This window comes from Micromonospora sp. WMMD975 (assembly GCF_029581215.1).
Classification (GTDB): Bacteria; Actinomycetota; Actinomycetes; order Mycobacteriales; family Micromonosporaceae; genus Micromonospora.
In genome coordinates this window covers 262,464-288,530 of the sequence record NZ_CP120739.1, presented here as the reverse complement: position 1 = coordinate 288,530, position 26,067 = coordinate 262,464, and the positions used below count along the sequence as shown (strand labels likewise).

The window sequence follows — 26,067 nt, the reverse complement described above, 5'->3', positions numbered from 1 at the left end:
GTCCCCGCGCCGGCCCACGACGGCAGGGGCGGCCTCAGCGCACCATGAGCGTGACCTGGCCGGTCGCGGTCCCGGACGGGTCGACCAGCAGCGCGTACGCCCCGGTCGCCGGCAGCACTGTCGGCGCGATGTCGCCGGTGCCGTTGACCACGCAGCCGGTGGCGATTGTGCTGCCGTCGGGGGCGCGCAGCGCCAGCACGCCGCACTGGTCGGGCAGCGTCGAGGCGGTCGCGGTCACCGCCACCGACGTGCCGGCGGCGGCGGTGAACCGGTAGCTGGTGACCGCGCCGGGCCGGTCGATGTCGGCGACCACCGGCGGCCCGCCGACCGTGATGGGACCGTCCCGGTCCCGGCCGGTGACCAGACGCAGCGTGACGGTGCCGGTGCCGCGTTCCACCGGGTCGACGAGCACGGTGTACGTGCCGTCGGCGGGCAGGAGCGTGCCGTCGACCTCGCCGACACCGTTGACCACACAGCCACTGTTCAGCAACTGTCCGTCCGCGTCCCGCAGCTCCAGCGGGGAGCACTGGTCGGTGAGCGTGCTGGCGGTCACCTCGACGAAGACCCGGTCCCCCTGGTGGCCGGTGAACCGGTAGCGCGCCCGGGCGCCCGGTTGCTCGATCGTCGCGGTCGTCATCGGGCCGTTCGGCGCGAGGGTGCCCTCGCTGTCCCGGGCCACGTAGACGCGGACGGCGGCGCGACCGGTGTCACCGGGGGCGGCGGCGACGCGCAGCGCGTACGTGCCGGTGGCGGTGAGGTCGACGCGGTCGACGTAGCCGGCGCCCCTGATGTTGCAGCCGCCCGCGATGTCCCGGCCGCCCGGGTCGACGAGCAGGTACGGCGAGCAGCGGTCGGCGATGCCGGGCGCGGTGACGTCGACGAAGACGGCGTCACCGGCGCGGCCGGCGAACGTCAGCGGCGCGCCGCCGGGGGTCAGGCTGGCGGTGGCGACAGGTACGGCGGTGATCGGCGTGCCGGCCGGCGGGGCGACCCGTTCGGTGGTGGCGCCGGCCACGGCGAATTCGGGACGCCCGCTGACGGCGACGTCGAAGACGCACTCGGCGAGCGGGCCGGGCGCGGTGACGCCGGCCCACCGGCACATCCGTTCCGCCGTAGCGCGCCGGGCCGGGTCGAGGTCGGCGGCGGTCACCTCCCGCTCGGGGAAGCTCCGGTCGGTGAACGTGCCGGTGTTCTCCCCGTCGGCGTAGGGGAACAGCGAGCGGTCCGCGGTGATCCGCCAACTGTCCGCGTACGCCGGGTAGAGCTGGGCGAAGGGCACGGGCTGGGTGAGGGGCGGTCCGGCGGCGGGCGCGATGTCGTCGGCCGGGTCACCGTCGAAGTCGCCGAGCAGGCCGCGTACCTTCCCGGCCCGGCCGTCGGCGAGGTGGACCAGCACCCGGTAGCCGTAGCGGCCGATCTGGTCCACCGCCGCCGCGGACCCGTCCGGCCACGTCACGTCGTACCCGTCGTCGGGTCCGGTGTCGGAGGGGCGGCGGGTGACGCTGCCGCCGCCGGCCAGGTCGGTGCGGTCCGGCGGCGCGGCCAGCGGCGTCCCGTCGACGTGTACGCGGGTGGCGCCGCCGGTGAGGGTGAGCGCGACGCGGTGGGCGCCGAGCCGGAACGCCACCGCGGAGTTGACCGAGGCGGTGCGGGTGCCGGCCATCGGTGCCTGCCGGACCTGCACCTCGAGCGGGTCGCCGCCGGTGGACGCGACGAGCGTGAACTCGCCGACGGCCTGGAAGTCGTAGGCGACCCGGTCGAAGGTGACCAGGTGTGGGTCGCCGTTGCTGCCACCGCAGTCGGCTCCGTTCTCGCAGAGCTTCACCGGCCCCTTCGGCGGCGGCGTCTTCTTCGCCGGCTTCTTGCACTCGTCGAGGCTCTTCGGCAGCGTCTTTTCCTTGTACTGCTTGCGCGGCGACAGGCCCTTCGCGGCCCGGTAGCGGTTCTCCGCGAGCGTCGCCTTCACCTCCGCCGTGGGGATCCCGGTGCTCCCGCACTCGCCCGCCGGGACCGCGTCGCGGGAGATGTCGTCGGCGTGGTTCAGCTCGTGGTAGAGCGCGGCGCACGGGTCCCGGGCCACCCCGTCGTCGTACGGGTCGGTGGAGGTCGGGTTCCAGGTGACAGTGGACGAGCCCTTGCCGTCGGCGCTGTCCGGGGTCTCGAACGCGCCCGAGCCGCCCGGGGTGGGGATGATCCGCACCTTCGGGCTCTTCCTGTCCTTCAGCCGGGGCAGCACGCCGGACGGGTCCCCGCCCGGCTCGGTGAATCCTTTCAGGCAGCCGTCGACCGCGGCCTGAAAGTCGACGCCCTTGATCGGCACGCCCCCGGTCGGGTCGACCGTGTAGTCGGCCCGGGCCGGCCGGGATCCGCCGCCGACAAGCGCGCCGGCGGCGACCAGCAGCAGGGCCACGGCGGCGGCGGTCGGCCGCCGCCGGCGCGTCCACAGCACGACCACGAGCGCGGCCAGGAGCAGCACCAGCAGCAGCGCCCCGGCGGCGGGCCAGAGCCAGCGGCGACCGGACGCACCGCGGTCGCTGACGGTGAACGTGGCGGTCCGCAGCTCCGTGGCGCCCGGGCAGAGGTTCGCGACGCCGGTGACCGGCAGGGTCACGTAGCCGGCCGTGACCTCGTACCGTCCGGAGGCGCCGACCGGCCAGAGCGAGTCCAGGCCGCCGCCGTCTCCGGTGGCGGCCACCGAACGGAGCACGACGTCGCCGGGCGCGTCGCCGTCGTGCAGCCGGACGCCGGTCAGTGCCACGGTCGCGGTCGCGCCGGGTTCGACGGTGGCCAGGCCCGCGGTGGCGACGGCGGCGATCCCGTCGTCGTGGAAGCTGCGGGCGAGCACCGGCGTGAGGTCGCGCCCGTCCCGGCGTACCCCGGTGATCTGGGCGGTGCCGACGGCGCTGGTGGGCAGCGCGCACGCCGACCCGGTGGAGTTGGTGACGGTGAGGTCCAGGCGGACCTGGTCGCCGGCGCGGTAGTCCGCCTGGGCCGGTCGCAGGGCCAGGCCGAGGCCGCCGTCGTCGGCGGCGGCGCTCGCCGTCCCGAACGCCAGGGCCGCCAGCGGTACGGCGAGCCCGGTCGCGAATCGCACCGTCCACGTCATGGTGGGGACTGTAGGGGCGCGGGGCCGCCGATCCCGGTGCTCTGTCGGGGACCGGTCCGTCCGGCGGCTGCTGGCGGGGGTGCTGGCGAGCGCGACCGAGCGGGCCGGTGCGGAGCCGGCGCGACGGGCCGTCGGTGGAGGCGTTCCTCGCGCCGGGCGTGCCGGCCGGTTGACCTTCCGTCGTCGCGGGCGGAGCGTGGCCCGCGCTGACGCGACTCATTGACGATCACCGAATCGTGTAGGCATAATCGCATCGGAGCCGGGCTGGCCCACAGGCCGTACGACATGGTGCGTTCAGAGCCGACGAGAGCTGCCGGCCGGCGCATCGTGTCCACCGACACGACATCGCTGCCAGCGCGTCGCCGAGGTCGCCCGCCGCCTTTTTCCACCGGCGCGCCTCGACGGGACACGGCGCGGACCGACTCCGGGCAACTCGATCCGCACGGCGCCGAGCAGCACCTCGACCGCCAGCGGAGACGACACCGATGAGATCCTTCCCACCCGGACGAACGACTGCCGCGACCGACTCGACCAGCCCGACCCGACCCGTGCGACGAACGGCGGCCGTGGTCGCCACCACCGCCGCGCTCCTGACCGCGGTGGCGTCCGGCCTGGCCGTCACCGCCGCGCCCTCGATGGCCGCCGCGTGCACCGGCTACGTGGCGCTGACCTTCGACGACGGGCCCACCCCCGGCAACACCACCACGCTGATCAACACCCTCAAGGCCGCCGGGGTACGGGCGACCTTCTTCAACGTCGGCCAGAACGCGCAGGGTAACCAGGCGCTGGTCCGGGCCCAGCGGGACGCCGGGATGTGGATCGGCAACCACAGCTGGACGCACCCCCACATGACCCAGCTCAGCCAGGCGCAGATGACCTCGGAGATCTCCCAGACCCAGCAGGTGATCCAGCAGGCCACCGGCACGGCGCCCAAGCTGTTCCGGCCGCCGTACCTGGAGTCGAACGGGACGCTGCGGGCGGTCGAGGCCCAGTTCGGGCTGACCGAGATCAACGCCGATGTGGACTCCCAGGACTGGAACAACGCCAGCACCGACCAGATCGTGCAGAACGCCCGGCGGCTCCAGGCCGGCCAGTCCATCCTCATGCACGACTGGCCGGCCAACACCATCGCGGCCATCCCGCGCATCGTCAGCGACCTCGCCGGCCGTGGCCTGTGCGCCGGCATGATCTCGCCGGCCACCGGACGAGCGGTCGCCCCGGACGGCGGCACGCCCACCACCGCACCCCCCACCACGGCACCGCCCACCACCGCACCCCCGACCACCGCGCCGCCCACCACCGCGCCGCCCACGACCCCGCCGCCGGACCCCTCGGGACCCTGCACCGCCACCTACCGGCTCGTCAGCAGTTGGACCGGCGGTTTCCAGGGCGAGGTGACCGTGAGCAGCACGACGGCCATCACCGGCTGGACGGTCCGGATGACCCTGGCCGGCGGGCAGAGCATCAACAACGTGTGGAACGGCGTGGCCACCGGCGCCAGCGGCTCGGTAAGCGTGCGCAACGCCCCCTACAACGGCACCCTCAACGCCGGCGGGTCGACGAGCTTCGGCTTCCTCGGCAACGGCAACAGCTCACCGGCGCCGAGCGACATCACCTGCGCCGGCGCGTAACGCCACCGCCGTCCCATCGTCCGGAGGACCACAGATGCCACGCACCCGTACCCGACTGCGGTTGGCGGTGGCGGTGTGCACCACCGCCGCCGTCGCCGCGACCGGCGCACTCACCACCGCCGTCTCCGCGCAGGCCGCCGCCGGCTGTCGGGTCACCTACACGGTGACCAGTCAGTGGCCCGGAGGCTTCGGCGCGAACGTCGACGTCACCAACCTCGGCGATCCGCTCACCGGTTGGCGGTTGACGTGGTCGTTCACCGCCGGGCAGGTGGTCGGGCAGTCGTGGAACGGCACGGTGACCCAGTCCGGCGGCCGGGTCACCGTCACCAACGCCGGTTGGAACGGCAACCTCGGCACCGGGGCCGGCACGCAGTTCGGCTTCAGCGGCTCGTGGAACAACACGTCGAACCCGGTGCCGACGGACTTCGCGCTCAACGGCGTCACGTGCACCGGACGCCCGACCCCCACCACTTCGTTCACCAGCACCCCACCCACCAGCGCTCCGCCCACCAGCGCTCCGCCCACCAGCTCTCCGCCCACCACCGCCCCACCGCCGGCCTCCGGCGCGCTGGCGCAGACGAGCACCGTCGGGCGGGTCAGGGCGGCCGGAACCAGCGTCCAGTACACCTGGCCCGGCATCTACTTCGAGGGACGGTTTCGCGGCACCGGCGTCGGGATCGTCCTCAACGACAGCCAGAACGACTACGCCGTGCAGATCGACGGCACGACCGTCGCCACCCTGGTCACCCCCGGGCAGACCACCTACTGGGTCCGGAACCTCGCCGACGCCGACCACACCGTACGACTTGTCAAACGGACGGAGAGCCCGTGGGCCGCGGGCGAGTTCGGCGGTCTCGTCGCCGCCCCCGGCGGCGCGATCCTGGCCAAGCCGGCCGCCCGCAGCCGGCAGATCGAGTTCATCGGTGACTCGTGGACCGCCGGCTACGGCAACATGTCGACGACCCGCGACTGCTCCGCCAACGGCGGGGTCACCCGAAACTCCAACGCCGACCTCACCTTCGGCGCCCTCACCGCGCAGAGCCTGAACGCCGACTACCAGCTCATCGCCTGGTCCGGCCTGGGCATGGTGCGCAACTACAACGGCGGAGGCGCGGACAACTTCCGCACCCACTACGAGACCGACCTGCAGGCGCTCTGGAACAGCACGACGTGGCAGAACCCGGGCACCTGGAAGCCGCAACTTGTCGTCGTCGGCCTGGGCATCAACGACTTCTCCACCGCCCTCAACGCCGGTGAGCGGTGGACCACCCTCGACCAGCTCGCCGCCGACTTCCGCACCGCGTACCTGGGCTTCCTGGACAAACTGCGGGCCCGGTACGGCCCCGACACGTACATCGTGCTCACCTACCCGGACCTGTCCAACACGCCGCTCGCCTCCTCGATCCAGCAGATCGTCCGGGCCCGCGCCGACCGGGGCGACGCCCGGGTCCGCTCGCTCTACTACGACGACAACGCCCTGGGCCTGGACAAGCTGGGCTGCGACTGGCACCCCTCCCGGCGCGACGACCAGCTCCTCGCCGGGGCGCTCACCCGGTTCATCGGCACCCTGCCGCTGACCTGGTAGCTCGGCACACGCCGAGACCACCACCGACACCGTGGCCGGGCCCGACCGGGCCTCTACCACCACCAGCAACCAGGAGGACGAGACATGACGCACGATCAGCAACAACAAGGGAGCGGGGAACGGAGGCTGCTGAGCCGGAGGACCGTCCTGACGACGATGGGCGCCGTGCCGGTCGCGGCGGTCGCGACCTTCATGGGAGCCACGGAAGCCTCGGCGGCGGCGGCGAACATCAATCCGTCGGCAACGCGGCAGACGATCCGAGGCTTCGGCGCGATGGCCCACGCGGCCTGGATCGGCGACCTGACGGCCGCCCAACGGGACACGGCGTTCGGCGTCGGCGAGGGCCGTCTGGGCTTCTCCATGTTGCGTATTCCGGTCGGCGAGAACCAGTCGGACTGGAGCCGTGACCTGGCGACGGCGAAGCGGGCGGTGGAACTCGGCGCGACGGTCTTCGCGTCGCCGTGGAATCCCCCCGCCAGCATGATCGAGACCTTCACCCGCGGCAGCCAGACCAACGCGAAGCGCCTCCGGTACAGCTCGTACGCCGCCTACGCCCAACACCTGAACGACTTCACCGCGTACATGCGCAACAACGGGGTGAACCTGTACAGCATCTCGGTGCAGAACGAGCCCGACTACGCGTACGACTGGACGTGGTGGACATCGGCCGAGATGGTGCGGTTCCTGCGGGAGAACGCCGGCTCGATCAGCACCAGGGTCATGGCGCCCGAGTCCTTCCAGTACGTCAAGTCCATGTCGGACCCGATTCTCAACGACTCCGCGGCGCTCGCCAACGTGGACATCATCGGGGCGCACCTCTACGGCACCTCGTACTCGAACTTCCCCTATCCCCTCTTCAAGCAGAAGGGCGCGGGCAAGGACCTCTGGATGACCGAGGTCTACTACCCCAACAGCAACGCGAACTCGGGGGACGCCTGGCCGGAGGCGCTCGACGTGGGCGAGCACATCCACCATGCCATGGTGGACGCCGAGTTCCAGGCATACGTCTGGTGGTACCTCCGGCGCAGCTACGGCCCGATGCGGGAGGACGGTCAGATCAGCAAGCGCGGTGCGATGATGACGCACTTCGCCAGGTTCGTCCGCCCCGGGTACGTGCGGATCGACGCGACGGCGAACCCGACGTCGAACGTCTTCGTCTCGGCGTACCGGAATGACAACACCGTCGTCATCGTCGCCGTCAACAAGAACACCTCGTCGGTGAGCCAGCAGTTCACCCTGTCGAACACCAACGCGTCCGGCAGTGTCTCGAACTGGCTGACCGACGGGAGCCGGAACGTCGCGCCCCAGAGCGCGCTCACCATGTCCAACGGCTCCCTCACCGTCACGCTCCCCGCGCGGAGCGTGATGACGTTCGTGACCAGCATCAGCGGCGGCACCTCGTCGCCCAGCCCGACAGTCACCCCCACCGCATCGCCCACGCCCACCACCTCGCCCACCACCTCGCCCACCCCCGGTGGCGGCACCGGACCCCGCGTCGCCTACACGATGAACACCTGGAACTCCGGCTTCACGAGCAGTATCAGCATCACCAACACCGGCACCTCGACGATCAACGGCTGGACGCTGGTCTTCACCCTGCCCTCCGGCCAGGCCATCACCTCGGGCTGGAACGCCACCTACTCGCCCTCCAGCGGGCAGGTGAGCGCCCGCAACGTCAGCTACAACGGCACGATCGCGCCCGGGGCCACCGTCGACATCGGTTTCCAGGGCACGCACACCGGCAACACCGCCGAGCCGACCGCGTTCACCCTCAACGGCATCCCCTGCACGGTGGCCTGACGGGCGGCAACCCCGGCTCCGGCCGGAGGTTAGGAAGGGCCCCCTCCTATCGCTTTGTGTATAGGAGGGGGCCCTTCCTAACCGTTCTGGTGCGCGTGCGGCGGTGGGACGCTCAGCGGTGGCGCTGGGGCAGGACGAGCAGCGTCACGGAGTTCGCCGGGTACGTCGCGCGGACGCCGCCACGGGTCACCCGCAGGTCCTCGCCGCGGACGATCGAGGTGAGGTCGGCCGGACCGTAGGTGAACCGCTGGGCCTTGCCACTGCCGTGGAGTCCGGCCAGCGCCAGCCGTGACGTCAGGTCCTCGCCCGTCTTGTTGACCACCATGACGGTGAGCGCCTTGTCGGACGAGCGTTGCGCGGCGTACACCGCGAGCTTCCCCTGGTCGCTGCTGACCGCCGACACGCTCACGTTCCCGAACCTGCTGCCGGCGCCGTCGTAGTTCCGGTACATCCGGAACGCGTACGCGCCGGGGTCGGTCGGTTTCGGCTCGCCCCAGATGGTGGCCAGGTCCAGCCCTTCGCGCCCGAAGATGCCGAGCACGTCGGCCTGCGCTAGCGCGCCGTTGATGTCATCGAGCGCACCCCAGTTGTATTCGGTGATGGCGACCTTCGTACCGGGGTAGTACTGCGCGACCCACGCCTTCATCTGGCGGATGAACTGCAACGGCGGCGCGTTCACCCCGCCGGCGCCGATCCACGACTCGTCCTGGTACGTCGGGTCCCACAATGACCTGGTGGAGCGCAGCCGCAGCGCGTTGGAATCCGGGTCCTTACCCCCGCTGATCTGCGGATAGTAGTGCTGGTCGAAGTAGTCGAGGAAGCGCTTCCCGCCGTGGGCGTCGCTGAAGTCCCGCATGTTCTTCAGGTACCACTGGGACAGGTTGAGCCCGCCGTGCGCCGCCGCGTCCGCACCCGGCGCGCACCCGTCCACGCCGGAGGCCACCCACTCGCAGTAGCCCCAGCCGGACGGGCCGAGCACCTTCGCGCGCGGGTCGGCGGCCTTGATGGCCGCGGCGGTCGCCGTGCCCTTGCCGCCCAACTCGTCGTAGCTCACCGGATCGGGGTGCACGTCGCGGTGGGTGGAGTTCCACAGCACCGGCTCGTTGTCGAGTTCGTAGATCGACACCCCGCCGCGTGCCGCCGGACCGAACTGGTTCACGAGATGCGACACCATCTCCCCGGCGAACGACGCGTCCGCCGGGATCGAGGTGTCCGAGGGGACCGCGCCGACCAGGTTCGCGTCGGCGTGCCGGCCATTGCCACAGTTGGGATCCCACTGGTCGAACGAGTCCTGCTCGGGAAAGCGGGTGGCCGGGAAGCCGCAGGCGAACGGGTGCGACGAGGGCGAGTCCTTCGCCACCCAGCCGATCAACGGCACGGTGACCACCTGCTTCGTCCGGCTGTCGCGATTGCGCTGGACGAACGCCTCGACCGTGTTGTCCGGCCCGGCCACGATGTTCTCGAAATACCAGTCGCTGCCGGTGTTGTAGGTGTGATTCTTGAAGTTGTAGCGGCTGCTCGAATTGCCGCCCCAGCGGGCCACGGGCGTGCCGAGTTCGGCGACGAGCGCGGGATCACCGCCGTTCATGCCGTAGATGTCGGGGCTGATCGCGTGCCGGGCGGCGGAAACGTCCACCGCCAGGGTGAGGCCGGTGTCGGCCGCCGCCGGACCGGCGACGGCCTGGGTGGTCAACAACCCCGCCACCAGACTTCCGGCCACACCGATCACCGTGGTCGGACGTGGTTTGCGCCGTCGTTGCGTACCCATCAGAAACTCCCGCCGTCGATCGACCCAGGACGGGCCGAACCCGCATATACATTACTGCTCGTCAATATTTAGTCAACTCAGTGGCATTGAAGGGAATGACTGTCCTCATCGATCATTCGCGGAGAGTTGGGCGGGCCCAGCCGAGGAAGCGGTCGAAGACATGGCCGGCGCCGGCGGCGTCGCCGGCGCCGGAGCCGGTGCAGATCGTCGACCGCGTCGTGCAGGCAGCCGGCCAGGTAGATGAGAACCCTCACCGTGCCCCGACCGGGGATCACGCTCGGATGCGAGCGTTGACGGTCAGATCAAAGGGTGCGCGGCCTCGGCTGGACCGCGTCCGCCCCGGGCGGCCTGGCATATCCGGACCGCCGAGTCACCAGCCCGCTCACGCGGCCAACCCCAGGGCCAACTGTTCCAGCCCTCGCGAGCCGACCTCCAACGCCCGACGGTGGAAGGCCCGCCGGTCGCCGGGGAACGAGGATCGGCCCGCCAACCACACCCGCTCACCGACCTTGTACGTCAGCGCCTGCCCTGGCCGGCCCAGATAACGCGCGAGTTCTCCCGACGCGTACGGCCCCTGATGGCATCTGTCGCGCAGCAGTCGTAGCGCCGCCTCCGGCGTCCACCGCGCGCCGTCGCCGGACGGCATCGGCAGCCGCAGGTGCAGGCCGACGTCGAGCACCACCCGGGCCGCCCGCAGCAACTGCATGAGGAGGTGCCCGAGGCGGGCGCCCGGCTGTTCGTAGTAGCCGATCTCGTCCATGAACCGTTCGGCGTACAGTGCCCAGCCCTCCCGGCAGCCGGAGAGCCCACCGAGCAGGTTCAGCTCCGGCCCGAGCGCGCCCTGGTACGCCTCGTGGCCCATCTGGAGGTGATGACCGGGTACCCCCTCGTGATAGGCGGTGCTGTAGGCAGACCAGGTGGGAAAACTCTCCCGGCCCTCGGGCAGGAACCACCAGACCCGGCCGGGGCGCGTCAGGTCACGCGACGGCCCGGTGTAGGAGGTGCCGGCCGACCCGGTGACCCGGGACTCGATACGCCACAACGGCGCGGGGATGTCGAAGTGCACGCCGTCCAACTGCTCGGTGGTGGCCTCCAACAGCTCCTGCAACCACGCGCCGAACGCGGCCCGACCGGGCAACACACCCACTGCGTCGGGCCGGTCGAGTCGCTCGATCACCTCGGGCACGCTCCCGCCGAGAACCTTCGCCTCGGCGACCAGCTCCGCCTCGATCCTGGTGAACTCGTCCCAACCCCAGTCGTGGAGCTCGCGGAGATCCGGTTCGTCGGCGAGGAACGTCCGCACCCAGAGGGCGTACCGCTCCGGCCCGAACGCCTCGTCGTCGCGCGCCCGCGGCCCCAGGTCCGCGGTCAGCGTCACCCCCAGTTTCCGGTACGCGTCCCGCGCGCCCTTCGCGGCTGCCCGCAACGACACCCGTTGGGTGCCCCCGCCGTACCGCTCCACCAGCGCGGCGTCCTCGTCCGTCCAGGCGCGACAGCGCTGCGCCACGAGTTCCACCTGACGCCGGGTCGGCAGGTGGCCGCGCTCGGCGGCGAGCAGGAGACTGCCCGCGTACCCCTCCAGGGTCGCGGGGATGGCGGCGAGACGGGCGCCCACCCGCGCCCAGCCCTCCTCGTAGGCCGCGCCCTCGACGTCCCGTCCGGGCACCCCGGCCTCGACGGCCTGGCGGATGAGCGAGAGCGGGCCGGTGGCTGCCACGTGCAACTCGCGCAGGTCTTCCCCGGCCTCGTGGAAATCGACACGGGCACGCAGCCGTTCGGCGAGATGAGCACGCAACGGGCTGCGCCCCGGAATGCTCTCCAACCCGCGCAGGGCGGAGACCGCAAGGTCGGCGCGGGCCTGATGCCCGTCGGGGCTGTAGTCGGTGAGCCCATCGACGTCCTGCTCGCCGACCTCGACCACGGCCACGCACGGGTCGAGGCGGGCCAGGTCGCGCAGCAGCCGACCGGCGAATTCCTCGATCACGAAAGCGATGCTACGCCTGGCCGGACCCGACCAGGGGGTACGCGAAAAAGGCCCCGGCGGGCACGGAGGTGCCGATCGGGACCTTGCTCGTTGGTGCGCCGCCAGGGACTCGAACCCCGAACCCGCGGATTAAGAGTCCGCTGCTCTGCCAGTTGAGCTAGCGGCGCTCGCTGACAACGGGAAGAACCTTAGCATGCCCGCTGAACGGGGTTCCAATCCGATACCGGGCTCACCCCTTCGGTCGAGCTTAACCGGCAAAAAGACACAAAATACCCTCACATGACGGTCCGGGGAGCGGCTTTGGAGCGTCGATGGGGCACGATGTCCGCCAGGCACGCTACGACAGGGGTGGGCATGGGTAGGTTCGCGCGGGCCGGGGCGATGGTGGGTGCCCTGGCTCTCACGGCGACGCTGACACTGACCGGGTGCGGCGGCGACGAGGAGAAGCCGGCGTTCGTGCCCGGCCAGCAGCAGGTCGGTGACGTCTCGTCCACCGCGCCGGATCCGAGCGCCTCGCCGAGCACGTCCGACTCCGCGCCGGCGCTGGCGCTCTCGGTGAGTCCGGCCGACGGGGCGACCGGCCGGCCAGCCAGCACCGAGATCAGCGCCAAGATCCCGGGCGGCGGCACGGTGTCGAAGGTCGTGCTCACCACCGCCGACGGCAAGGCCGTCAAGGGGCGGATGCGACGCGACGGCTCCAGCTGGGTGCCGTCCGCCCCGCTGAAGTACGCGACGAAGTACACCGCCACGGTCACCGGCACCGATCCCGGCGGCGCGACCCACCAGGACACCAGCACGTTCACCACGATGGCCAAGCCCAAGTCGATGATCGGCTCCGGGCTCTACCTGTTCAGCGGCAAGACGTACGGGGTGGCCATGCCCGTGGTCGCCGAGTTCTCCCCCGGCATCCCGAAGAAGGACCGGGCCGCGGTGCAGAAGCGGATGTTCGTGCAGACCGACCCGCCGCAGCCCGGCGCCTGGCACTGGCTCGGCAACGGCACGCAGGCCTACTACCGCGCCCCGGAATACTGGAAGACGGGCACCACGCTCACCGTCCGGCTGGCGCTGGCCGGGATCCCGCTGAGCAACGGCCGCTACGGCAATCTGGACCGCAGCGCCACCGCGAAGATCGGTCGCGCGTTCGAGATGACGGTGGACAACGCGACCAAGCGGATGACCGTCAAGGAGAACGGCGCGGTGATCCGCACGCTGCCGGTGAGCCTGGGCAAGAAGAGCACCCCCTCCTCCAGCGGCACGATGGTGGTGATGGAGAAGAAGGAGTCCACCGTCTTCGACACCCGCGACGAGCCGGACCCGAACAACCAGTACGTCACGAAGATCGACTTCGCCCAGCGGATCACCTGGGGCGGCGAGTACATCCACGCGGCGCCCTGGTCCGAGGGCGTGCAGGGGCGCCGGAACGTCTCGCACGGCTGCGTCAACGTGTCGATGGCCGAGGGCCGCTGGCTGTTCGGGCGGACGATGGTCGGCGACCCGATCACGGTCAAGGGCACCGAGCGGCGGCTGGCGCCGGGCAACGGCTGGACGGCGTGGAGCATGACCTGGAAGGAGTTCGTCGCCGGCAGCGCCCTGCCGGTGCCGGAGGGCGGTCAGGGCTCACCGTTCTGATGCGGCGTAACGTGGTCTGACGCGCTGCCTCGGGCAGCGGTCGGGACACGTCCCCGCAACGAAGCGCCGGACGACAACAGAATCGTTACATCGTCGTCGGGGTGTTCCGCTTCACTCCCGGCAACGGGCGGCCGGTCCGGCGCGTCTGACCAGACGATGGGGATCGGCAACACACTTGTGAGGAAGACATGCGAGCTGGCCAGGACGAACTGATCCGGGACGGGAGCGCCCGTCGCGGCGGGCGCCGCGCACTCGCCGCCGCGGTGCTCGTCGCCGCCATGGCGCTGACCTCCGCCTGCACCGGCGGCGGCGACAAGTCGTCGAGCTGGCAGGGCGGTGGCGACGGTGGTGAGAAGGCCCCGAAGGCGGCGGCCACCATCAGCGAGCCGGCCGCCGACGCCAAGGACGTGCCGGCCACCACCGCGATCACGTTCACCACCACGGAGGCGCAGCAGACCGCCGTCGAGCTGAAGGACGCCGCCGGCAAGCCGGTCGAGGGCGAGATGACCGCGGACGGGAAGAGCTGGCAGCCGACCGCCGCCCTGGCCTACGCCGAGACCTACACGGCGACCGTGACCGCCACCGGCGACGACGGCAAGCCGGCCACCGCCACCAGCACGTTCACCACCATGGCGAAGCCGTCCAAGCAGGTCCGGGTGAGCAGCTTCCTCGGCGACAACCAGGTCGTCGGCGTGGGCATGCCGCTGATCGTCAAGTTCGGTCGGGCCATCCCGGAGGACTACCGCGACGACCTCCAGCGCCGGATGACGGTGACCGCGAAGCCGGCCCAGGAGGGCATCTGGCACTGGATCAGCCCGACCGAGGTGCACTACCGGCCGAAGACCTTCTGGAAGGCCAACAGCACCGTCTCCTACACGGTGCGGGCGGGTGGGCTGCCGCTCGGCGACGGCTGGTACGGCCGCTCCGACCTGACCGTCGACATCAAGATCGGCCCGTCGTTCGTGATGACCGTGGACAACGCGACCAAGCGGATGACCGTCACCAAGGACGGCAAGAAGGTCAAGACGATCCTGGTGAGCCTCGGCAAGAAGAGCACCCCGTCGTCGAGCGGCACCATGGTGGTGATCGAGAAGCTGCGGCACACGGTCTTCGACACGATGGAGGAGCTGGGCCCGGAGGAGGGCTACCGCACCGAGATCGACTACGCCCAGCGGCTCACCTGGGGCGGCGAGTTCATCCACGCGGCCCCCTGGTCGGAGGGCGTGCAGGGCACGACGAACGTGTCGCACGGCTGCGTCAACGTCTCGATGAAGGACGGCAACTGGCTGTTCAGCAACACCCGGCTGGGTGACCCGATCACGGTCAAGGGCACCGAGCGCAAGCTGAAGAACGGCAACGGCTGGACGGACTGGAACATGTCCTGGGATGAGTACGTGAAGGGCAGCGCCCTGCCGTACGAGCCGGCGGACGCGACGCCGAGCGCCGAGCCGACCGCCTGACGTCCCCTACCAGTCCCCTACGACGAAGCCCCCTCCGACCGGAGGGGGCTTCGTTCTCTGGGGTGACTGATGGGAATTGAACCCACGACAACCGGGACCACAACCCGGTGCTCTGCCAACTGAGCTACAGCCACCATGCTCGCCGCTCCGGTCGACCCGGGCGGTGCGCGGACCAATAATAGCCATATCCCGGCCGGGCCCGTCCACCGGGTTCCGGCCCGGGGGTCAGAGCTGCGCGGCGATCCCCTTGGCGGTCTCCACGTCCGGCCCGGGCAGCGGCACGAACAGGGTCCGCCGGTAGTACTCCAACTCCCGGATGCTCTCCCGGATGTCGGCGAGCGCCCGGTGGGCCAGGCCCTTCTGCGGCTGACCGAAGTACACCCGCGGGTACCACCGCCGGCACAGCTCCTTGATGGAGGAGACGTCGATCATCCGGTAGTGCAGGTGGGCGTCGAGCCGGGTCATGTCGCGGGCCAGGAAGCCCCGGTCGGTGGCGATCGAGTTGCCGCACAGCGGCGCGGTGCGCGGATCCTTCACGTGGCTGGTGACATAGTCGAGCACCATGTCCTCGGCCTCGGCCAGGGTGACCGTGGAGCGGCGCACCTCCTCGGTCAGGCCCGACTTGGCGTGCATGGTGCGCACGATCTCCGGCATGCCGTCGAGCGCCGCGTCGTCGGCGTGGATCACCACGTCCACGCCGTCCCCGAGCACGTTCAGGTCGGGGTCGGTGACGAGCGCGGCGACCTCGATCAGGGCGTCCCGGCGCAGGTCCAGCCCGGTCATCTCACAATCGATCCAGACGAGAAGATCAGCCACCGGAACAGACTACGCGCCGCCGACCCGCCCGCGCCTCGGCCCGGTGGACCGGGTGGACCGCTAGGGTTTCCCCGTGCCAGCCGAATCCGTCGCCCCACCCGCCGTCAGCCAGGACGACGCGGGCGGTCGTACGGCCCGGCGGGTGGTCACCGTGCTGGCGCTCGCCGCGTTGCTGCCGGCGCTCTATCTGCCCGCGCTGCGACACGACTACTACGACCTGAAGATCTACATGCGGGCGATGGACTGGTGGTCGGCCGGTCACCCGCTCTACGACTACGTCCAGCCGGACCGGGTGCAGGGCGCGCTCTACTTCACCTATCCGCCGTTCGCGGCGCTGTTGCTGGCGCCGTTCGCGCACCTGCGGCTCGGGGTCGCCATCGCCGCCTTCGTGCTGCCGACGCTCGCCGGCGTGGTGGTGACCACCCGTTGGCTGGTGCGGCCGGTGCTGCGGCGGCACGGCCTGCCGGTCGGGTTCGGGCTGACGGTCGCGGTGCTGCTGGTGCTGGCGGTGGAGAGCACCCGCGAGACGATCACGCTCGGGCAGATCAACATGCTGCTGGTGGTGCTGATCCTCGCCGACCTGCTGTTCGCCGTACCGCAGGGGCGTCGCTGGGCCGGGGTGGGCGTGGGGTTGGCGGCGGCGCTCAAGCTCTTCCCGGGGATCTTCGTGCTCTATCTGCTGGCGACCCGGCGCTGGCGGGCGGCGGTGGTGGCGACGGTGACCGCGGCTGTGGCCACGCTGCTGGCGGCGGCGGTCGCACCGGGCGACTCGTGGCGGTTCTGGACCCACGAGCTGTGGGCCACCGACCGGGTGGGCCGCACCGACTACACCGGCAACCAGTCGCTGTTCGGGCTGCTCAGCCGCATCACCGCGCCGGCGGAGCCGGGCCGGTTGCCGTGGCTGCTGCTGGTGTTGCTTGTCGCCGGGTTCGGCCTGTGGCGGGCGGCGCGCGCGGCGCAGGCCGGGGACGCGCTGACCGGCCTGACCCTGACCGGTCTGGTGGGTGGGCTGATCTCGCCGATCACCTGGACGCACCACCTGTACTGGTTCATCCCGGCGGTGGTGGTGCTCGTGGACGCGGCGCTTGACGCCGGCCGGGGAACGAGACGGCGTCGTGGCCTGTTCGCGCTGGCCGTGGGCACAGGCATGGTGATCGTGTACGGGGTGGTGACGTTCCAGGACTGGGGCACCGGGACGGTGCACACCGATGATCCGGTCGACTTCGTCGTCCGCAACGCGTACGTGCTGCTGAGCCTGCTGTTGCTGGTCGTGCTGCCGGCCCGCCGGCGCGCTGAGAAGGTCGTTAACCGTACAGACCTCGTGAAAGATGACGTTCGAGGGTAATATTGCCCCAACTACACCGAATCCCCCGGTGACGGTGGCCCTCCGCGTCGGCAGCGCGGAGGGCCCGCCGTTTCCGGGGGCGCGCCGACGACGGCCAGGTGCCGTTCCCGCGCGGACCGGGGACCCGGTTGCCGGCCCAGCTCGGGCAGCGAGGTGATCCCGAGCCGCCCGGCCAACACCGGCACCTGCTCCGGCTCGACCACGAAGACCACCTCACGCGGCCGGTGCGGGCGCAGCAGCAGGGCCACGGCGAGGACCGTCAACAGCGTCCCGCCGGCCAGCAGCGCCCACACCACACCGGAGAACCAGCCGCCCCGCAGCTCGCCGCGCAGCGCCAGCTCCAGCCCGCCGGCACGGGCGGCGAAGCCGTCGGCCGGATCGGCGTGCCGGGCGACGTGCCGGAGCCCGACGCCCGCCAGAAGTGCCGGAATTCCCGCGGCCAGCAGCAGCACGCCGGCGATCGTGCGCACGAAACGCATTCGCGTCGTTCCTCTCGGTAGCCGAACCACCCGGCCGACCTTACCGAGGCCGATCGCCTGATCGCCGGACATCCACCGCACCCGGCCCACCGAACGCGACCGGCCCGGCGGAACGGATCCGCCGGGCCGGTCGTGCGGGTTTCACTCAGGACTTCGCGGTCGGCTCCCGCCGGGTACGGGCGAAGGCCAGCCCGCCGAGGACCAGGCCGGCCAGGCCGGCGACCAGACCGGCCACCCCGAACGCGGTGCCCGCACCGGAGTCGCCGTCGTCGTCATCGTCGTCATCGGCGGCGGCAGCGGTGGCCGGCGCGCTCGCGCCCGCCGACGCGGGCGCCGCCGCGGCGAGCGCGAGCACCGGGGCCGGGTTCTCCGGCTCCTCCGCGCCCGGCGCGGGCTCCTCGATCCACCGCGAGACGTTGCCGTCGGAGTAGGTCTGGAGCACCTTGAACACCATGGTGTCGACCTGCGGCAGTGGCCCCATCGACACCGGGAACTCCTGGAATTCGCCCGGCTTCACCCCGCCGTTGGCCGCCGCCGTGTAGGTGAGCTTGGAGACCGCCTCGGTGAGCTGGCTGCCGTGCACCTCGAGCGGCGGGTCGACCTTGCGCTTCTCCACCGCCACCGTCCAGCCCGGCACCGGCATGGTGGAGACCGAGCCCACCGGGGCGTTGTCCGGCAGGGTCACCTCGACCTTGACGGTCGACGCCGTGTCACTTTCGTTCGGCACCCGGAAGGCGAACCGGCCGTAGCCGCCCTGCGTACCCTCCTTGGGGTTGATCGTGACGTGCGCGGAGGCCGGCCCGGCCAGGCCGAGCACGGCCGCGGCGGCGGCGAGAGTCAGCGCGGCGGCGGTCGCGGGGCGCCGGAGACGGATCATCAGATGGGACCTTCCGTTACTTGATCGGCACGGTGGCGGTCACCGTGGCCTGGTCGATGTCGGACGTGCGAACGGTGAAGCGGAGCTGCCAGTCACCCCGGGCCGGCAGGCTGATCTCGCCGGTGGCGTGGTTGTCGCTCAGTGGCAGCAGCGGCACCGTGATCGGTTCGATCCCCGCCGACGGCAACGCGGCGGTGACCTTCCACTCCTGCACCGGCTGCGGCCGGTTGTCGGTGGTGTAGGCGTAGAGGTGGATCGAGTTGTTGCCGGTCTCGGCCGGGTCCACCTCCACCTGGAGCGAATAGAGCGGGCTGCTCAGCGTGGTGGAGAAATAGCCGGCCGGCGCGCCCGCCACGTCGGCGGACGCGGTGCGCGCCGGGGTGGTCTGCACGAGCGTGGCCGACACGCCCAGCACCACCGCGGTGATCACCAGCTCGGCCACCACGGCGCGTCGCATCGCACCCGGCCGGCCGGCGGCGACCCGCCGCCGCACCAGCGCCCGGGAGTACGCGGCCACGCCGATCACCAGCGCGAACAGCACGATCTTGGCGAGCAGCAGCCGCCCGTACGTGGTGTCGACGAGCGCCTTCGGGCTGGCCACCTCGATCAGGCCCTGCACGGTGCCGGCGAGCAGCAGCGCGGCCACCGCCAGCGCGGCCCAGCGGGACCAGATCGGCAGGATCGCGCCCAGCTCCCGCTCGTCGGCCCGCGGCAGCAGGAAGGCCGCCAACATCACCAGTCCGCCCAGCCACACCGCCATGCCGCCCAGGTGGATGGCGTCCACCACCACGGAGACCGCGGGCGCCGGCGAGGCGGCCGGGTGGCCGGCGAGCGGCCAGGTGAACAGCGTCGCCCCGCCCAGGACGGCCAGGATGATCCCGTCGGTGCGGCCGACCGGCCCGGCGAACAGCGGGCGGAGCAGGAACGCCGCCGCGGCGAGCAGACCCAGCCGGACCAGGTGGGTGGTGCCGTAGGCGCTGCCGAGCACGTCGCCGAGGCCGGCGGAGGTGACGTCGAACAGCCCACCGCCGTTGGTGTAGGGCACCTGGAGCAACAGCTCGGCGACGGTGGCGACCGCCAGCACGCCGAGCCCGGCCCAGGCCAGCCGCGCCGGCCCGCGCCGGGACAACCGGCGCGGCCAGAGCGCGGCCAGCACCAGGGCCGGACCGAACAGCAGCAGCAACCCGACGTAGCCGACGTACTTCGCCACCTTGACCGCGTTCTCGACCACCGGGTTGGCCCGGTTGTCCGAGCCGGTGTCGGTCGGCGGCTCCGACGGCGCCCCGACCGAGTAGGTGAACGCGCCGGACACCGGGTGGCTGTCGGCCGAGATCACCCGGTAGCTCACCAGGTAGGTCCCGCGCCCGCCGGACGGGTCCACCGGAATGGTGACCTCCGCGCCCTGGAACGTCGGCTCCCCCCGGTCGGCCCGGGAACCGTCCGGGGCGATCACCCGCACCTTGTCGGGCACCTTGCGGACGCTCTCGCTGAAGGTGATCACCACCTGGGCGGGTGCCTCGGGCACCACGGCGGACGCGGCGGGGCTGCTGCTCACCAGCACCGCGTGGGCGCTGGCCGGGCCGGCCGGGACGAGCAGCAGGGTGGTCAGGAGGAGCAGCAGCCCGGCGACGGTCCCGGAGCGGGCGGCGAGCACCCCGGGCGGGCGGCGTACGGCAGCAGTCATGACCGCCATGGTTCCCGAACGGTGCCGTTTCCGGCGAGCCGACCTCCGCCGAAAATTGCGGATGCCCGATCGGCGCGGCGCCGCGCGCCACGCCGAACCTGGTCGGAGGTCATACGGGGGTGGTCGGCCGGCGGGCGGAAAAAGTTCCCGGCGTGTGCCGGAACACGGAATGGGCCGAAGGACCCTGTGTCACACAGGTACGCCGCGTAACCTCGTCTGTCGTGATCCCCGCCCCGCGCGACACCGCCACCGACCGCCCCCGCGCGGGGTCCGCGGCTGCGCGGGAGGCGGCCACCACCTGGGCGTTGGCCGCCCGGGACGGCGACCCGGACGCCCAGGCCGCCTTCGTCCGGGCCACCCAGGCCGAGGTCTGGCGCTTCGCCGCCGCCCTGGTCGACCCGGACACTGCCGACGACCTGACCCAGGAGACCTACCTGCGGGCGTTCCGGGCGCTGCCCGGCTTCGAGGGCCGCTCCACCGCCCGCACCTGGCTGCTCGGCATCGCCCGCCGGGCCTGCGCGGACCACCTGCGTACGGTGGTGCGCCGCCGCCGGCTCGACGAGCGGCTCGCCGCCCAGGCCGCCACCGACCGGCCACACCCGGACCCGGCGGGGCAGCTCGGCGCCACCGACCTGGTCCGCCGGCTGCCCGCCGAACGACGCTCCGCGTTCGTGCTCACCCAACTGCTCGGCCTGTCCTACGCCGAGGCGGCCGACGTGGAGGGGGTGCCGGTGGGCACCATCCGCTCCCGGGTCGCCCGGGCCCGCGACGAACTCGTCGACGCCGTCGGCGACACGCTCGCCGGATAGCGGGAACCATCCGTGGCGCTCGGACGACGAATGACTGTGACCCCCTCCACCACCCGGGCCGGGCGCTGGCCGGCCCTGCGCCCCTGGCTGGGCTTCGCGGCCCGCCTCGGGCTGGCCGCCGTCTGGCTGGTCGCCGGCGCCACGAAGGTCGGTGACCTGGCCGCCTCCGGCCGGGCCGTGAACGCGTACCAGGTGATGCCGTACGACGTGGCCACGGTGATCGGGGCGGCGCTGCCGTTCGTGGAGCTGGCCCTGGGCCTGCTCCTGCTCGCCGGGCTGGCCACCCGGGTGAGCGCCGGCGTCTCCGCGGCGCTGCTCGTGGTCTTCGTCACCGGCATCGCCTCCGCCTGGGCCCGCGGCCTGGCCATCGACTGCGGGTGCTTCGGCAGCGGCGGTCAACTCGGCGCCGGCCAGGCGCCGAGCTACCTCCCGGAGATCCTCCGGGACCTGGGGTTCCTGGCACTGGCCGGGTTCCTGCTGATCTGGCCCCGCACCCCGTTCTCGGTGGACGGTTGGCTGGCGGGCGAAACCGTGGAGGACGACGATGAGCAGCCGTAAGGGACGCCGGGACGCCGCTCGGGTGGTGCGCGAGCAGATCGCCCGGGAGAAGCGGCGCAAGCGGACGCTCTGGACCACGATCGCCGCGGTGCTTGTGCTCGTCATCGCCGGCGGCATCGGCTGGGCCGTCTACTCCGCCCAGAAGTCGGACGACTTCACCGCCCCGCCCGGCGCCAACGACGCCGGCACCGGCATCGTCGAGGGCAGCGGCCCGGTCACCATCGACCTGTACGAGGACTACCAGTGCCCGGTCTGCAAGCAGTTCCAGCAGGTCAACGGTGAGACGATCAACCAGCTCGTCAGCGAGGGCAAGGCGAAGGTGGTGTTCCACCCGGTCGCCTTCCTGAACCGCTTCTCCACCACCGAATACTCCACCCGCTCGTCGGCCGCCTCCGGCTGCGCCGCCGAGGGCGGCAAGTTCCGCGAGTTCACCGACCAGCTCTTCGCCCGGCAGCCGGCGGAGGGCAGCGCCGGGCTCAGCAACGACGAGCTGATCGACATCGGCGCGGGCGTCGGGCTGAACCGGGACGACTTCGGCTCCTGTGTGCGGGACGGCACCTACACGTCGTGGACCGGGCACGTCACCGACGAGGCGAGCAGGTCCGGCGTGACCGGCACCCCGACCATCAAGGTCAACGGCACCGAGGTCCAGGACAAGAGCCCGGACGGGATCAAGGCGGCCGTGGCGGCGGCCGGTAAGTGATCCGGGCACCGCTGCGCCGGGCCGGGCTGGTCGCCGCCGCCGCGACCACCGCCCTGCTGGCGCTCGCCGCGCCGGCCGCCGCGCACGGTGCGGACGCCCCCGACGGCACCGACTACCGGGCCGCCGTCACCGGCGTCGCCCCGCACCGGCCCGGGCTCACCGCCCGGATGGTGGAGGCCGGCGCGCGGCTGGAACTGACCAACCGCACCGGCGCCGACGTCACCGTGCTCGGCTACTCCGGCGAGCCCTACCTGCGGATCGGCCCCGGCGGGGTGTACGAGAACAGCCGCTCCCCCGCCACCTGGCTGAACCGCACCATCGCCGGGGACACCACCCTGCCGGCCGAGGCCGACCCGGCCGCCGCGCCGGCCTGGCGACGGATCGACGACGGGCCGACCTACCGCTGGCACGACCAGCGCACGCTCTGGCGCGGCGACGGGCCACCCGCCGCCGTCGCCGCCGACCCCGGCCGCGAGCAGCGGGTCCGCGACTGGACCGTGCCGCTGCGCGCCGGCGACACCCCGACCGAGGTACGCGGCACGCTGGACTGGGCGCCGCCGCCCGACCCGTACCCGTGGTGGGTCGCCGTCACCCTCGGTTTCCTGGTGCTCGGCGCGGCCGGGGTGGTGCCCGCCGGCACGGCCGCCGGCGTCCGCGCGTTGCGCGCGGTGGGCGGACTGCTCGCCGTGGGCGGCGCGGCTGCCGTGGCGCTCACCGTCGCCCGGGCGCTCGACAGCGGCGCCCCCGGCACCGGCGGCGTGCTCACCGACCTGGTCACCGGCCAGGTGTGGACGCTGCTCACCGGCCTCGGCGCGCTCGCCGCCGGCGGGTACGCGCTGGCCCGCCGGCCGGCCGCCGACTTCGCGCTGGCGCTCGCCGGCGCGTGCCTGGCCCTGTTCGCCGGGATCGCGAACCTCGCCGTGCTGTCCCGGTCGGTGCCCCCGGCAGCCGGCCCACCGGCCCTGGTCCGCGTGCTCGTCGCCGTGGCCCTGGCCACCGGCGCCGGCGCGCTGGCCGCCGGCCTGCTCCGCCTGCGCACCGCCGCCCGGGCCGCGCGCGCGACCCGGCCCTTCGCTCAGGCCGGCCGGGGCGCGAAGCCGTAGGGCAGCTCCAGGCGGTGCGCGGCCAGCACCGCCTCGTCGGCGAGCAGCTCGGCGGTGGGCGCGTCGGCGACGATCCGGCCGCCGTCCAGGATCACCGCGCGGGGGCACAGCTCCGCCGCGTACGGCAGGTCGTGGGTGACCATCAGCAGCGTCACCGGCAGCGCGCGCAGCACCTCCGCCAACTCCCGCCGGGCGGCCGGGTCGAGATTCGACGACGGCTCGTCGAGCACCAGGATCTCCGGCCGCATGGCCAGCACGGTCGCCACCGCCACCCGGCGCCGCTGCCCGAACGACAGGTGGTGCGGCGCCCGGTCCCGGTGCTCGGCCATCCCCACCGCGGCGAGCGCCTCGTCGACCCGGGCGGACAGCTCCGCCCCCCGCAGCCCCAGGTTGGCCGGGCCGAACGCGACGTCCTCCGCCACCGTGGGCAGGAAGAGCTGGTCGTCCGGGTCCTGGAAGACGATGCCGACCCGGCGGCGCACCTCGGCGAGCGTGCCCCGGTCGGGGGTCACCGTCAGGCCGCCGACCTCGATCGTGCCCTCGGTCGGCGTGAGGATGCCGTTGAGGTGCAGCACCAGTGTGGTCTTGCCGGCGCCGTTCGGCCCGAGCAGCGCCACCCGGTCGCCGCGCGGCACGGTCAGGTCCACGCCGTGCAGGGCGAGGTGACCGTCCGGGTACGCGTACCGGACGCCACGGACGTCCAGGGAGGGCGGCTGCTGCACGTACCCGATCATTGCAGGACGAGCGCGGCGGCGGCGATGGAGGCCGCGATCACCGGGACCGTCGCGGCGACCGCCCACTGCCCGGCGGTGGCCGCGCCCGCCCCCTGCCACACCGCCGGCATCCGGCCGGTGTAGCCCCGGGAGACCATCGCCAGGTAGACCCGCTCGCCGCGCTCGAACGCGCGCAGGAACAGCGCGCCGACGCCGGCCGCGAAGCCGCGCAGTTGCCAGAGGAAACGCGGGTCGTCGCCCCGGGACACCCGGGCCACCCGCATCCGCCGGGCCTCCCCGACCAGCACCTCCAGGTAGCGCAGCATGAACGTGGCGATCTGGGTGAGGATCTGCGGGCACCGCAGCCGGTCCAGGCCGAGGATCAGGTCACGGGTCGTCGTGGTCGCCGCCAGCAGGAGCGACGCGAGTACGCCGAGCGTGCCCTTGGCCAGGATGTTGAACGCGCCGTGCAACCCGTCGACGGAGAGGCTCAGCCCGGCCACCTCGACCCGCTCCCCGGCACCGAGGACCGGCAGCGCGAACGCGAACAGCACGAACGGCAGCTCGATCAACGCCCGGCCGAGCAGCCAGCGCGGGCCGACCCGGGCCAGCGCGGCCACGGCGACGACGAGCAGCGCGTAACCGCCGAACGCCCAGTACGCCTCCCGCGGGGTGGCGACCACCGCCACGGTGAACAGCACCATGGCGGTGATCTTCACCTCCGGCGGGAGGCGGTGCACCGGCGAGCCGGACTCGCGGTAGAGCACGTGCCCGTGCCCGGCGCCCATTCGTCGGCCCCCGGCTCAGCGGTCGCCGGTGGACCGGGACGTGCTCGTCCCGGCCGCCGAACCGGTCGCGGCGTCCACCGGGCCGGTCCCGCCGTCTTCCGCCGGGCTGGTTCCGCCGTCTTCCGCCGGGCCGGTTCCGGTGGCGCCCGCCGGGCCGGTTCCGGTGGTGCTCGCGGGGGCGCGGCGGCGGGCCAGCCAGAACAGGCCGCCGCCGAGCGCGAACGTGAGCAGCACGCCGAGCACCCCGGACAGGCCGGTGGAGAGGAAGTCGTTGCCGATCCCGCGTACGCCGTAGTCGGCAAGCGGACTGTCCGCCAGCTCGTGGTCCCGGGCCTGCTGGGCCGGGCAGCTCCCGCCGGTGATCTCGTCGTCGGCGTTCACCGTGCAGCCCTTGAGCAGGGACGAGTCCAACCCGTCCGGGTGCGACGAGGCGTAGTTGCTGACCACGCCGGCCAGCACCAGGGCGACAAGCAGGCCACCGAGGAGGAACGGCCAGGAACGCTTGCTCATCGGGCACCTCCGGCGACCGGTACGGCGGACACCGGCGCGGCCGGTTTCTTCAGCGCGCGCAGCGCGTACACCAGATCGGGGCGGACCTTCGCGACGGTGACCACGGTGGTCGCGGTGATCAGGCCCTCGCCGATGCCGATCAGCAGGTGGGCGACGGCCATGGTGCCGGCCAGCCCGCCGAGGTTGCTGCCGAGGTCGGTGGTGCCGCCCAGCCAGTATTCGAGCACGAAGCCCTGGGACGCGACCACGACGCTGACGAGCGCGGAGACGAACGCGGTGACCGCCAGGCCGGCGGGGGTCCGGGGCAGCACCCGCAGCAGCAGCGCGATCAGCAGGTAGGCGGCGGCGGTGCCGAGGATCGCCATGTTGGTGATGTTCAGGCCGAGCATCGCGACCCCGCCGTCGCCGAAGACCAGGGCCTGCACCACGAGCACCACGGCCACGCAGAGCGCGCCCACCCAGGGTCCCACCAGCAGCGCCGCGAGCGCGCCACCGAGCAGGTGACCACTGACCCCGGCGGTGAAGATCGGGAAGTTGAGCATCTGCACCGCGAAGATGAACGCGGCCACCAGACCGGCCATCGGCGCGAGCCGGTCGTCGAGGTCGGCCCGGCCACGCAGCACGCAGAACGTGAGCGCGGCGAGCGCGAGGGCCGCGAAGATCGCGGCCACGGGACCGTCGATGATCCCGTTGGAGATGTGCATCGCCAGGGTTTCCAC

General features: G+C 72.4%; 20 protein-coding genes, 2 tRNA genes and 1 pseudogene. 10 read left to right on the top strand and 13 right to left on the bottom strand.

The window, feature by feature from the left end; all coding sequences use genetic code 11:
- Positions 1 to 34: 34 nt before the first annotated feature.
- On the bottom strand, positions 35 to 3,106 hold the full coding sequence (locus O7613_RS01325; protein WP_282291575.1) for a VWD domain-containing protein: 3,072 nt from the start codon (positions 3,104 to 3,106) through the stop codon (positions 35 to 37).
- Positions 3,107 to 3,672: 566 nt separating this feature from the next.
- On the opposite strand from O7613_RS01325, the gene O7613_RS01320 reads away from it, so the two are divergent.
- From O7613_RS01320 to O7613_RS01310, 3 genes are all read left to right on the top strand, one after another.
- Positions 3,673 to 4,737, top strand: coding sequence for a polysaccharide deacetylase family protein (locus O7613_RS01320; RefSeq protein WP_282291573.1), 1,065 nt, complete (start codon positions 3,673 to 3,675; stop codon positions 4,735 to 4,737).
- Positions 4,738 to 4,771: 34 nt separating this feature from the next.
- The gene (locus tag O7613_RS01315; protein ID WP_282291572.1) at positions 4,772 to 6,322 is read left to right on the top strand and encodes a cellulose binding domain-containing protein; all 1,551 of its coding nucleotides are present in this window, start codon (positions 4,772 to 4,774) and stop codon (positions 6,320 to 6,322) included.
- 156 nt (positions 6,323 to 6,478) lie between these two features.
- Complete coding sequence (locus O7613_RS01310) at positions 6,479 to 8,122, top strand: cellulose binding domain-containing protein (RefSeq protein WP_282291570.1); 1,644 nt, start codon at positions 6,479 to 6,481, stop codon at positions 8,120 to 8,122.
- 112 nt (positions 8,123 to 8,234) lie between these two features.
- Here the strand turns inward: O7613_RS01310 and O7613_RS01305 are convergent, their stop codons facing one another.
- The 3 genes from O7613_RS01305 to O7613_RS01295 all read right to left on the bottom strand — a co-directional run bounded on the left by O7613_RS01305 (position 8,235) and on the right by O7613_RS01295 (position 12,041).
- Positions 8,235 to 9,890: a glycoside hydrolase family 44 protein gene (locus O7613_RS01305; RefSeq protein WP_282291569.1), complete on the bottom strand. Its 1,656-nt coding sequence runs from the start codon at positions 9,888 to 9,890 to the stop codon at positions 8,235 to 8,237.
- A 382-nt stretch (positions 9,891 to 10,272) separates the two neighbouring features.
- A complete protein-coding gene (locus tag O7613_RS01300; RefSeq protein WP_282291567.1) occupies positions 10,273 to 11,874 on the bottom strand; it encodes a DUF885 domain-containing protein in 1,602 nt (533 codons plus the stop codon).
- A 91-nt stretch (positions 11,875 to 11,965) separates the two neighbouring features.
- A tRNA-Lys gene (locus O7613_RS01295) sits at positions 11,966 to 12,041 on the bottom strand.
- A 187-nt stretch (positions 12,042 to 12,228) separates the two neighbouring features.
- Here O7613_RS01295 and O7613_RS01290 point away from each other — a divergent pair.
- The gene (locus O7613_RS01290) at positions 12,229 to 13,503 is read left to right on the top strand and encodes an Ig-like domain-containing protein (RefSeq protein ID WP_281584621.1); all 1,275 of its coding nucleotides are present in this window, start codon (positions 12,229 to 12,231) and stop codon (positions 13,501 to 13,503) included.
- A 188-nt stretch (positions 13,504 to 13,691) separates the two neighbouring features.
- Positions 13,692 to 14,963 carry an Ig-like domain-containing protein gene (locus tag O7613_RS01285; RefSeq protein ID WP_282291565.1) on the top strand — a complete coding sequence of 424 codons (1,272 nt, stop codon included), beginning with the start codon at positions 13,692 to 13,694 and terminating at the stop codon, positions 14,961 to 14,963.
- Between the two features lie 58 nt (positions 14,964 to 15,021).
- On the opposite strand, the gene O7613_RS01280 is transcribed toward O7613_RS01285, so the two are convergent.
- Positions 15,022 to 15,097: transfer RNA gene (locus O7613_RS01280), tRNA-His, on the bottom strand.
- Between the two features lie 91 nt (positions 15,098 to 15,188).
- A complete protein-coding gene (gene orn / locus O7613_RS01275) occupies positions 15,189 to 15,779 on the bottom strand; it encodes an oligoribonuclease (RefSeq protein WP_091063613.1) in 591 nt (196 codons plus the stop codon).
- Positions 15,780 to 15,852: 73 nt separating this feature from the next.
- Here orn and O7613_RS01270 point away from each other — a divergent pair, with 73 nt between their 5' ends.
- On the top strand, positions 15,853 to 17,124 hold the full coding sequence (locus O7613_RS01270; protein WP_282291561.1) for a glycosyltransferase family 87 protein: 1,272 nt from the start codon (positions 15,853 to 15,855) through the stop codon (positions 17,122 to 17,124).
- A 134-nt stretch (positions 17,125 to 17,258) separates the two neighbouring features.
- On the opposite strand, the pseudogene O7613_RS01265 reads toward O7613_RS01270, so the two are convergent.
- The 3 genes and pseudogenes from O7613_RS01265 to O7613_RS01255 form a co-directional block, all read right to left on the bottom strand.
- Positions 17,259 to 17,603 (bottom strand): annotated as a pseudogene (locus O7613_RS01265) (hypothetical protein); the annotation flags it as partial.
- 145 nt (positions 17,604 to 17,748) lie between these two features.
- Positions 17,749 to 18,480: a YcnI family protein gene (locus tag O7613_RS01260; protein ID WP_282291559.1), complete on the bottom strand. Its 732-nt coding sequence runs from the start codon at positions 18,478 to 18,480 to the stop codon at positions 17,749 to 17,751.
- A 16-nt stretch (positions 18,481 to 18,496) separates the two neighbouring features.
- Positions 18,497 to 20,173 (bottom strand): copper resistance protein CopC, encoded by a 1,677-nt coding sequence (locus O7613_RS01255; RefSeq protein WP_281584625.1) that lies wholly within the window; start codon positions 20,171 to 20,173, stop codon positions 18,497 to 18,499.
- A gap of 212 nt (positions 20,174 to 20,385) precedes the next feature.
- Here O7613_RS01255 and O7613_RS01250 point away from each other — a divergent pair, with 212 nt between their 5' ends.
- From O7613_RS01250 to O7613_RS01235, 4 genes are read left to right on the top strand one after another with little or no spacing between them, the layout of a single operon-like run.
- Positions 20,386 to 20,973, top strand: coding sequence for a sigma-70 family RNA polymerase sigma factor (locus tag O7613_RS01250; protein ID WP_281584626.1), 588 nt, complete (start codon positions 20,386 to 20,388; stop codon positions 20,971 to 20,973).
- A gap of 30 nt (positions 20,974 to 21,003) precedes the next feature.
- A complete protein-coding gene (locus O7613_RS01245; protein WP_282291557.1) occupies positions 21,004 to 21,531 on the top strand; it encodes a MauE/DoxX family redox-associated membrane protein in 528 nt (175 codons plus the stop codon).
- On the top strand, positions 21,518 to 22,234 hold the full coding sequence (locus tag O7613_RS01240) for a thioredoxin domain-containing protein (protein ID WP_281584628.1): 717 nt from the start codon (positions 21,518 to 21,520) through the stop codon (positions 22,232 to 22,234). Before O7613_RS01245 ends, O7613_RS01240 begins: the two co-directional genes overlap by 14 nt.
- Positions 22,231 to 23,337, top strand: a complete 1,107-nt coding sequence (locus O7613_RS01235) for a hypothetical protein (protein WP_282291554.1) — start codon at positions 22,231 to 22,233, stop codon at positions 23,335 to 23,337. Before O7613_RS01240 ends, O7613_RS01235 begins: the two co-directional genes overlap by 4 nt.
- Here O7613_RS01235 and O7613_RS01230 read toward each other — a convergent pair.
- Genes O7613_RS01230 through O7613_RS01215 form a run of 4 tightly spaced genes read right to left on the bottom strand, consistent with a single transcriptional unit; the run spans position 23,310 to position 26,067 of the window.
- On the bottom strand, positions 23,310 to 24,071 hold the full coding sequence (locus tag O7613_RS01230) for an ABC transporter ATP-binding protein (RefSeq protein WP_281584630.1): 762 nt from the start codon (positions 24,069 to 24,071) through the stop codon (positions 23,310 to 23,312). The genes O7613_RS01235 and O7613_RS01230 overlap by 28 nt on opposite strands.
- Positions 24,068 to 24,838 carry a cobalt ECF transporter T component CbiQ gene (gene cbiQ / locus O7613_RS01225; protein WP_282291552.1) on the bottom strand — a complete coding sequence of 257 codons (771 nt, stop codon included), beginning with the start codon at positions 24,836 to 24,838 and terminating at the stop codon, positions 24,068 to 24,070. The genes O7613_RS01230 and cbiQ overlap by 4 nt, the downstream gene beginning before the upstream one ends.
- Positions 24,839 to 24,853: 15 nt before the next feature.
- Complete coding sequence (locus O7613_RS01220; RefSeq protein ID WP_282291550.1) at positions 24,854 to 25,348, bottom strand: PDGLE domain-containing protein; 495 nt, start codon at positions 25,346 to 25,348, stop codon at positions 24,854 to 24,856.
- Complete coding sequence (locus O7613_RS01215) at positions 25,345 to 26,067, bottom strand: energy-coupling factor ABC transporter permease (RefSeq protein ID WP_281584633.1); 723 nt, start codon at positions 26,065 to 26,067, stop codon at positions 25,345 to 25,347. The genes O7613_RS01220 and O7613_RS01215 overlap by 4 nt, the downstream gene beginning before the upstream one ends.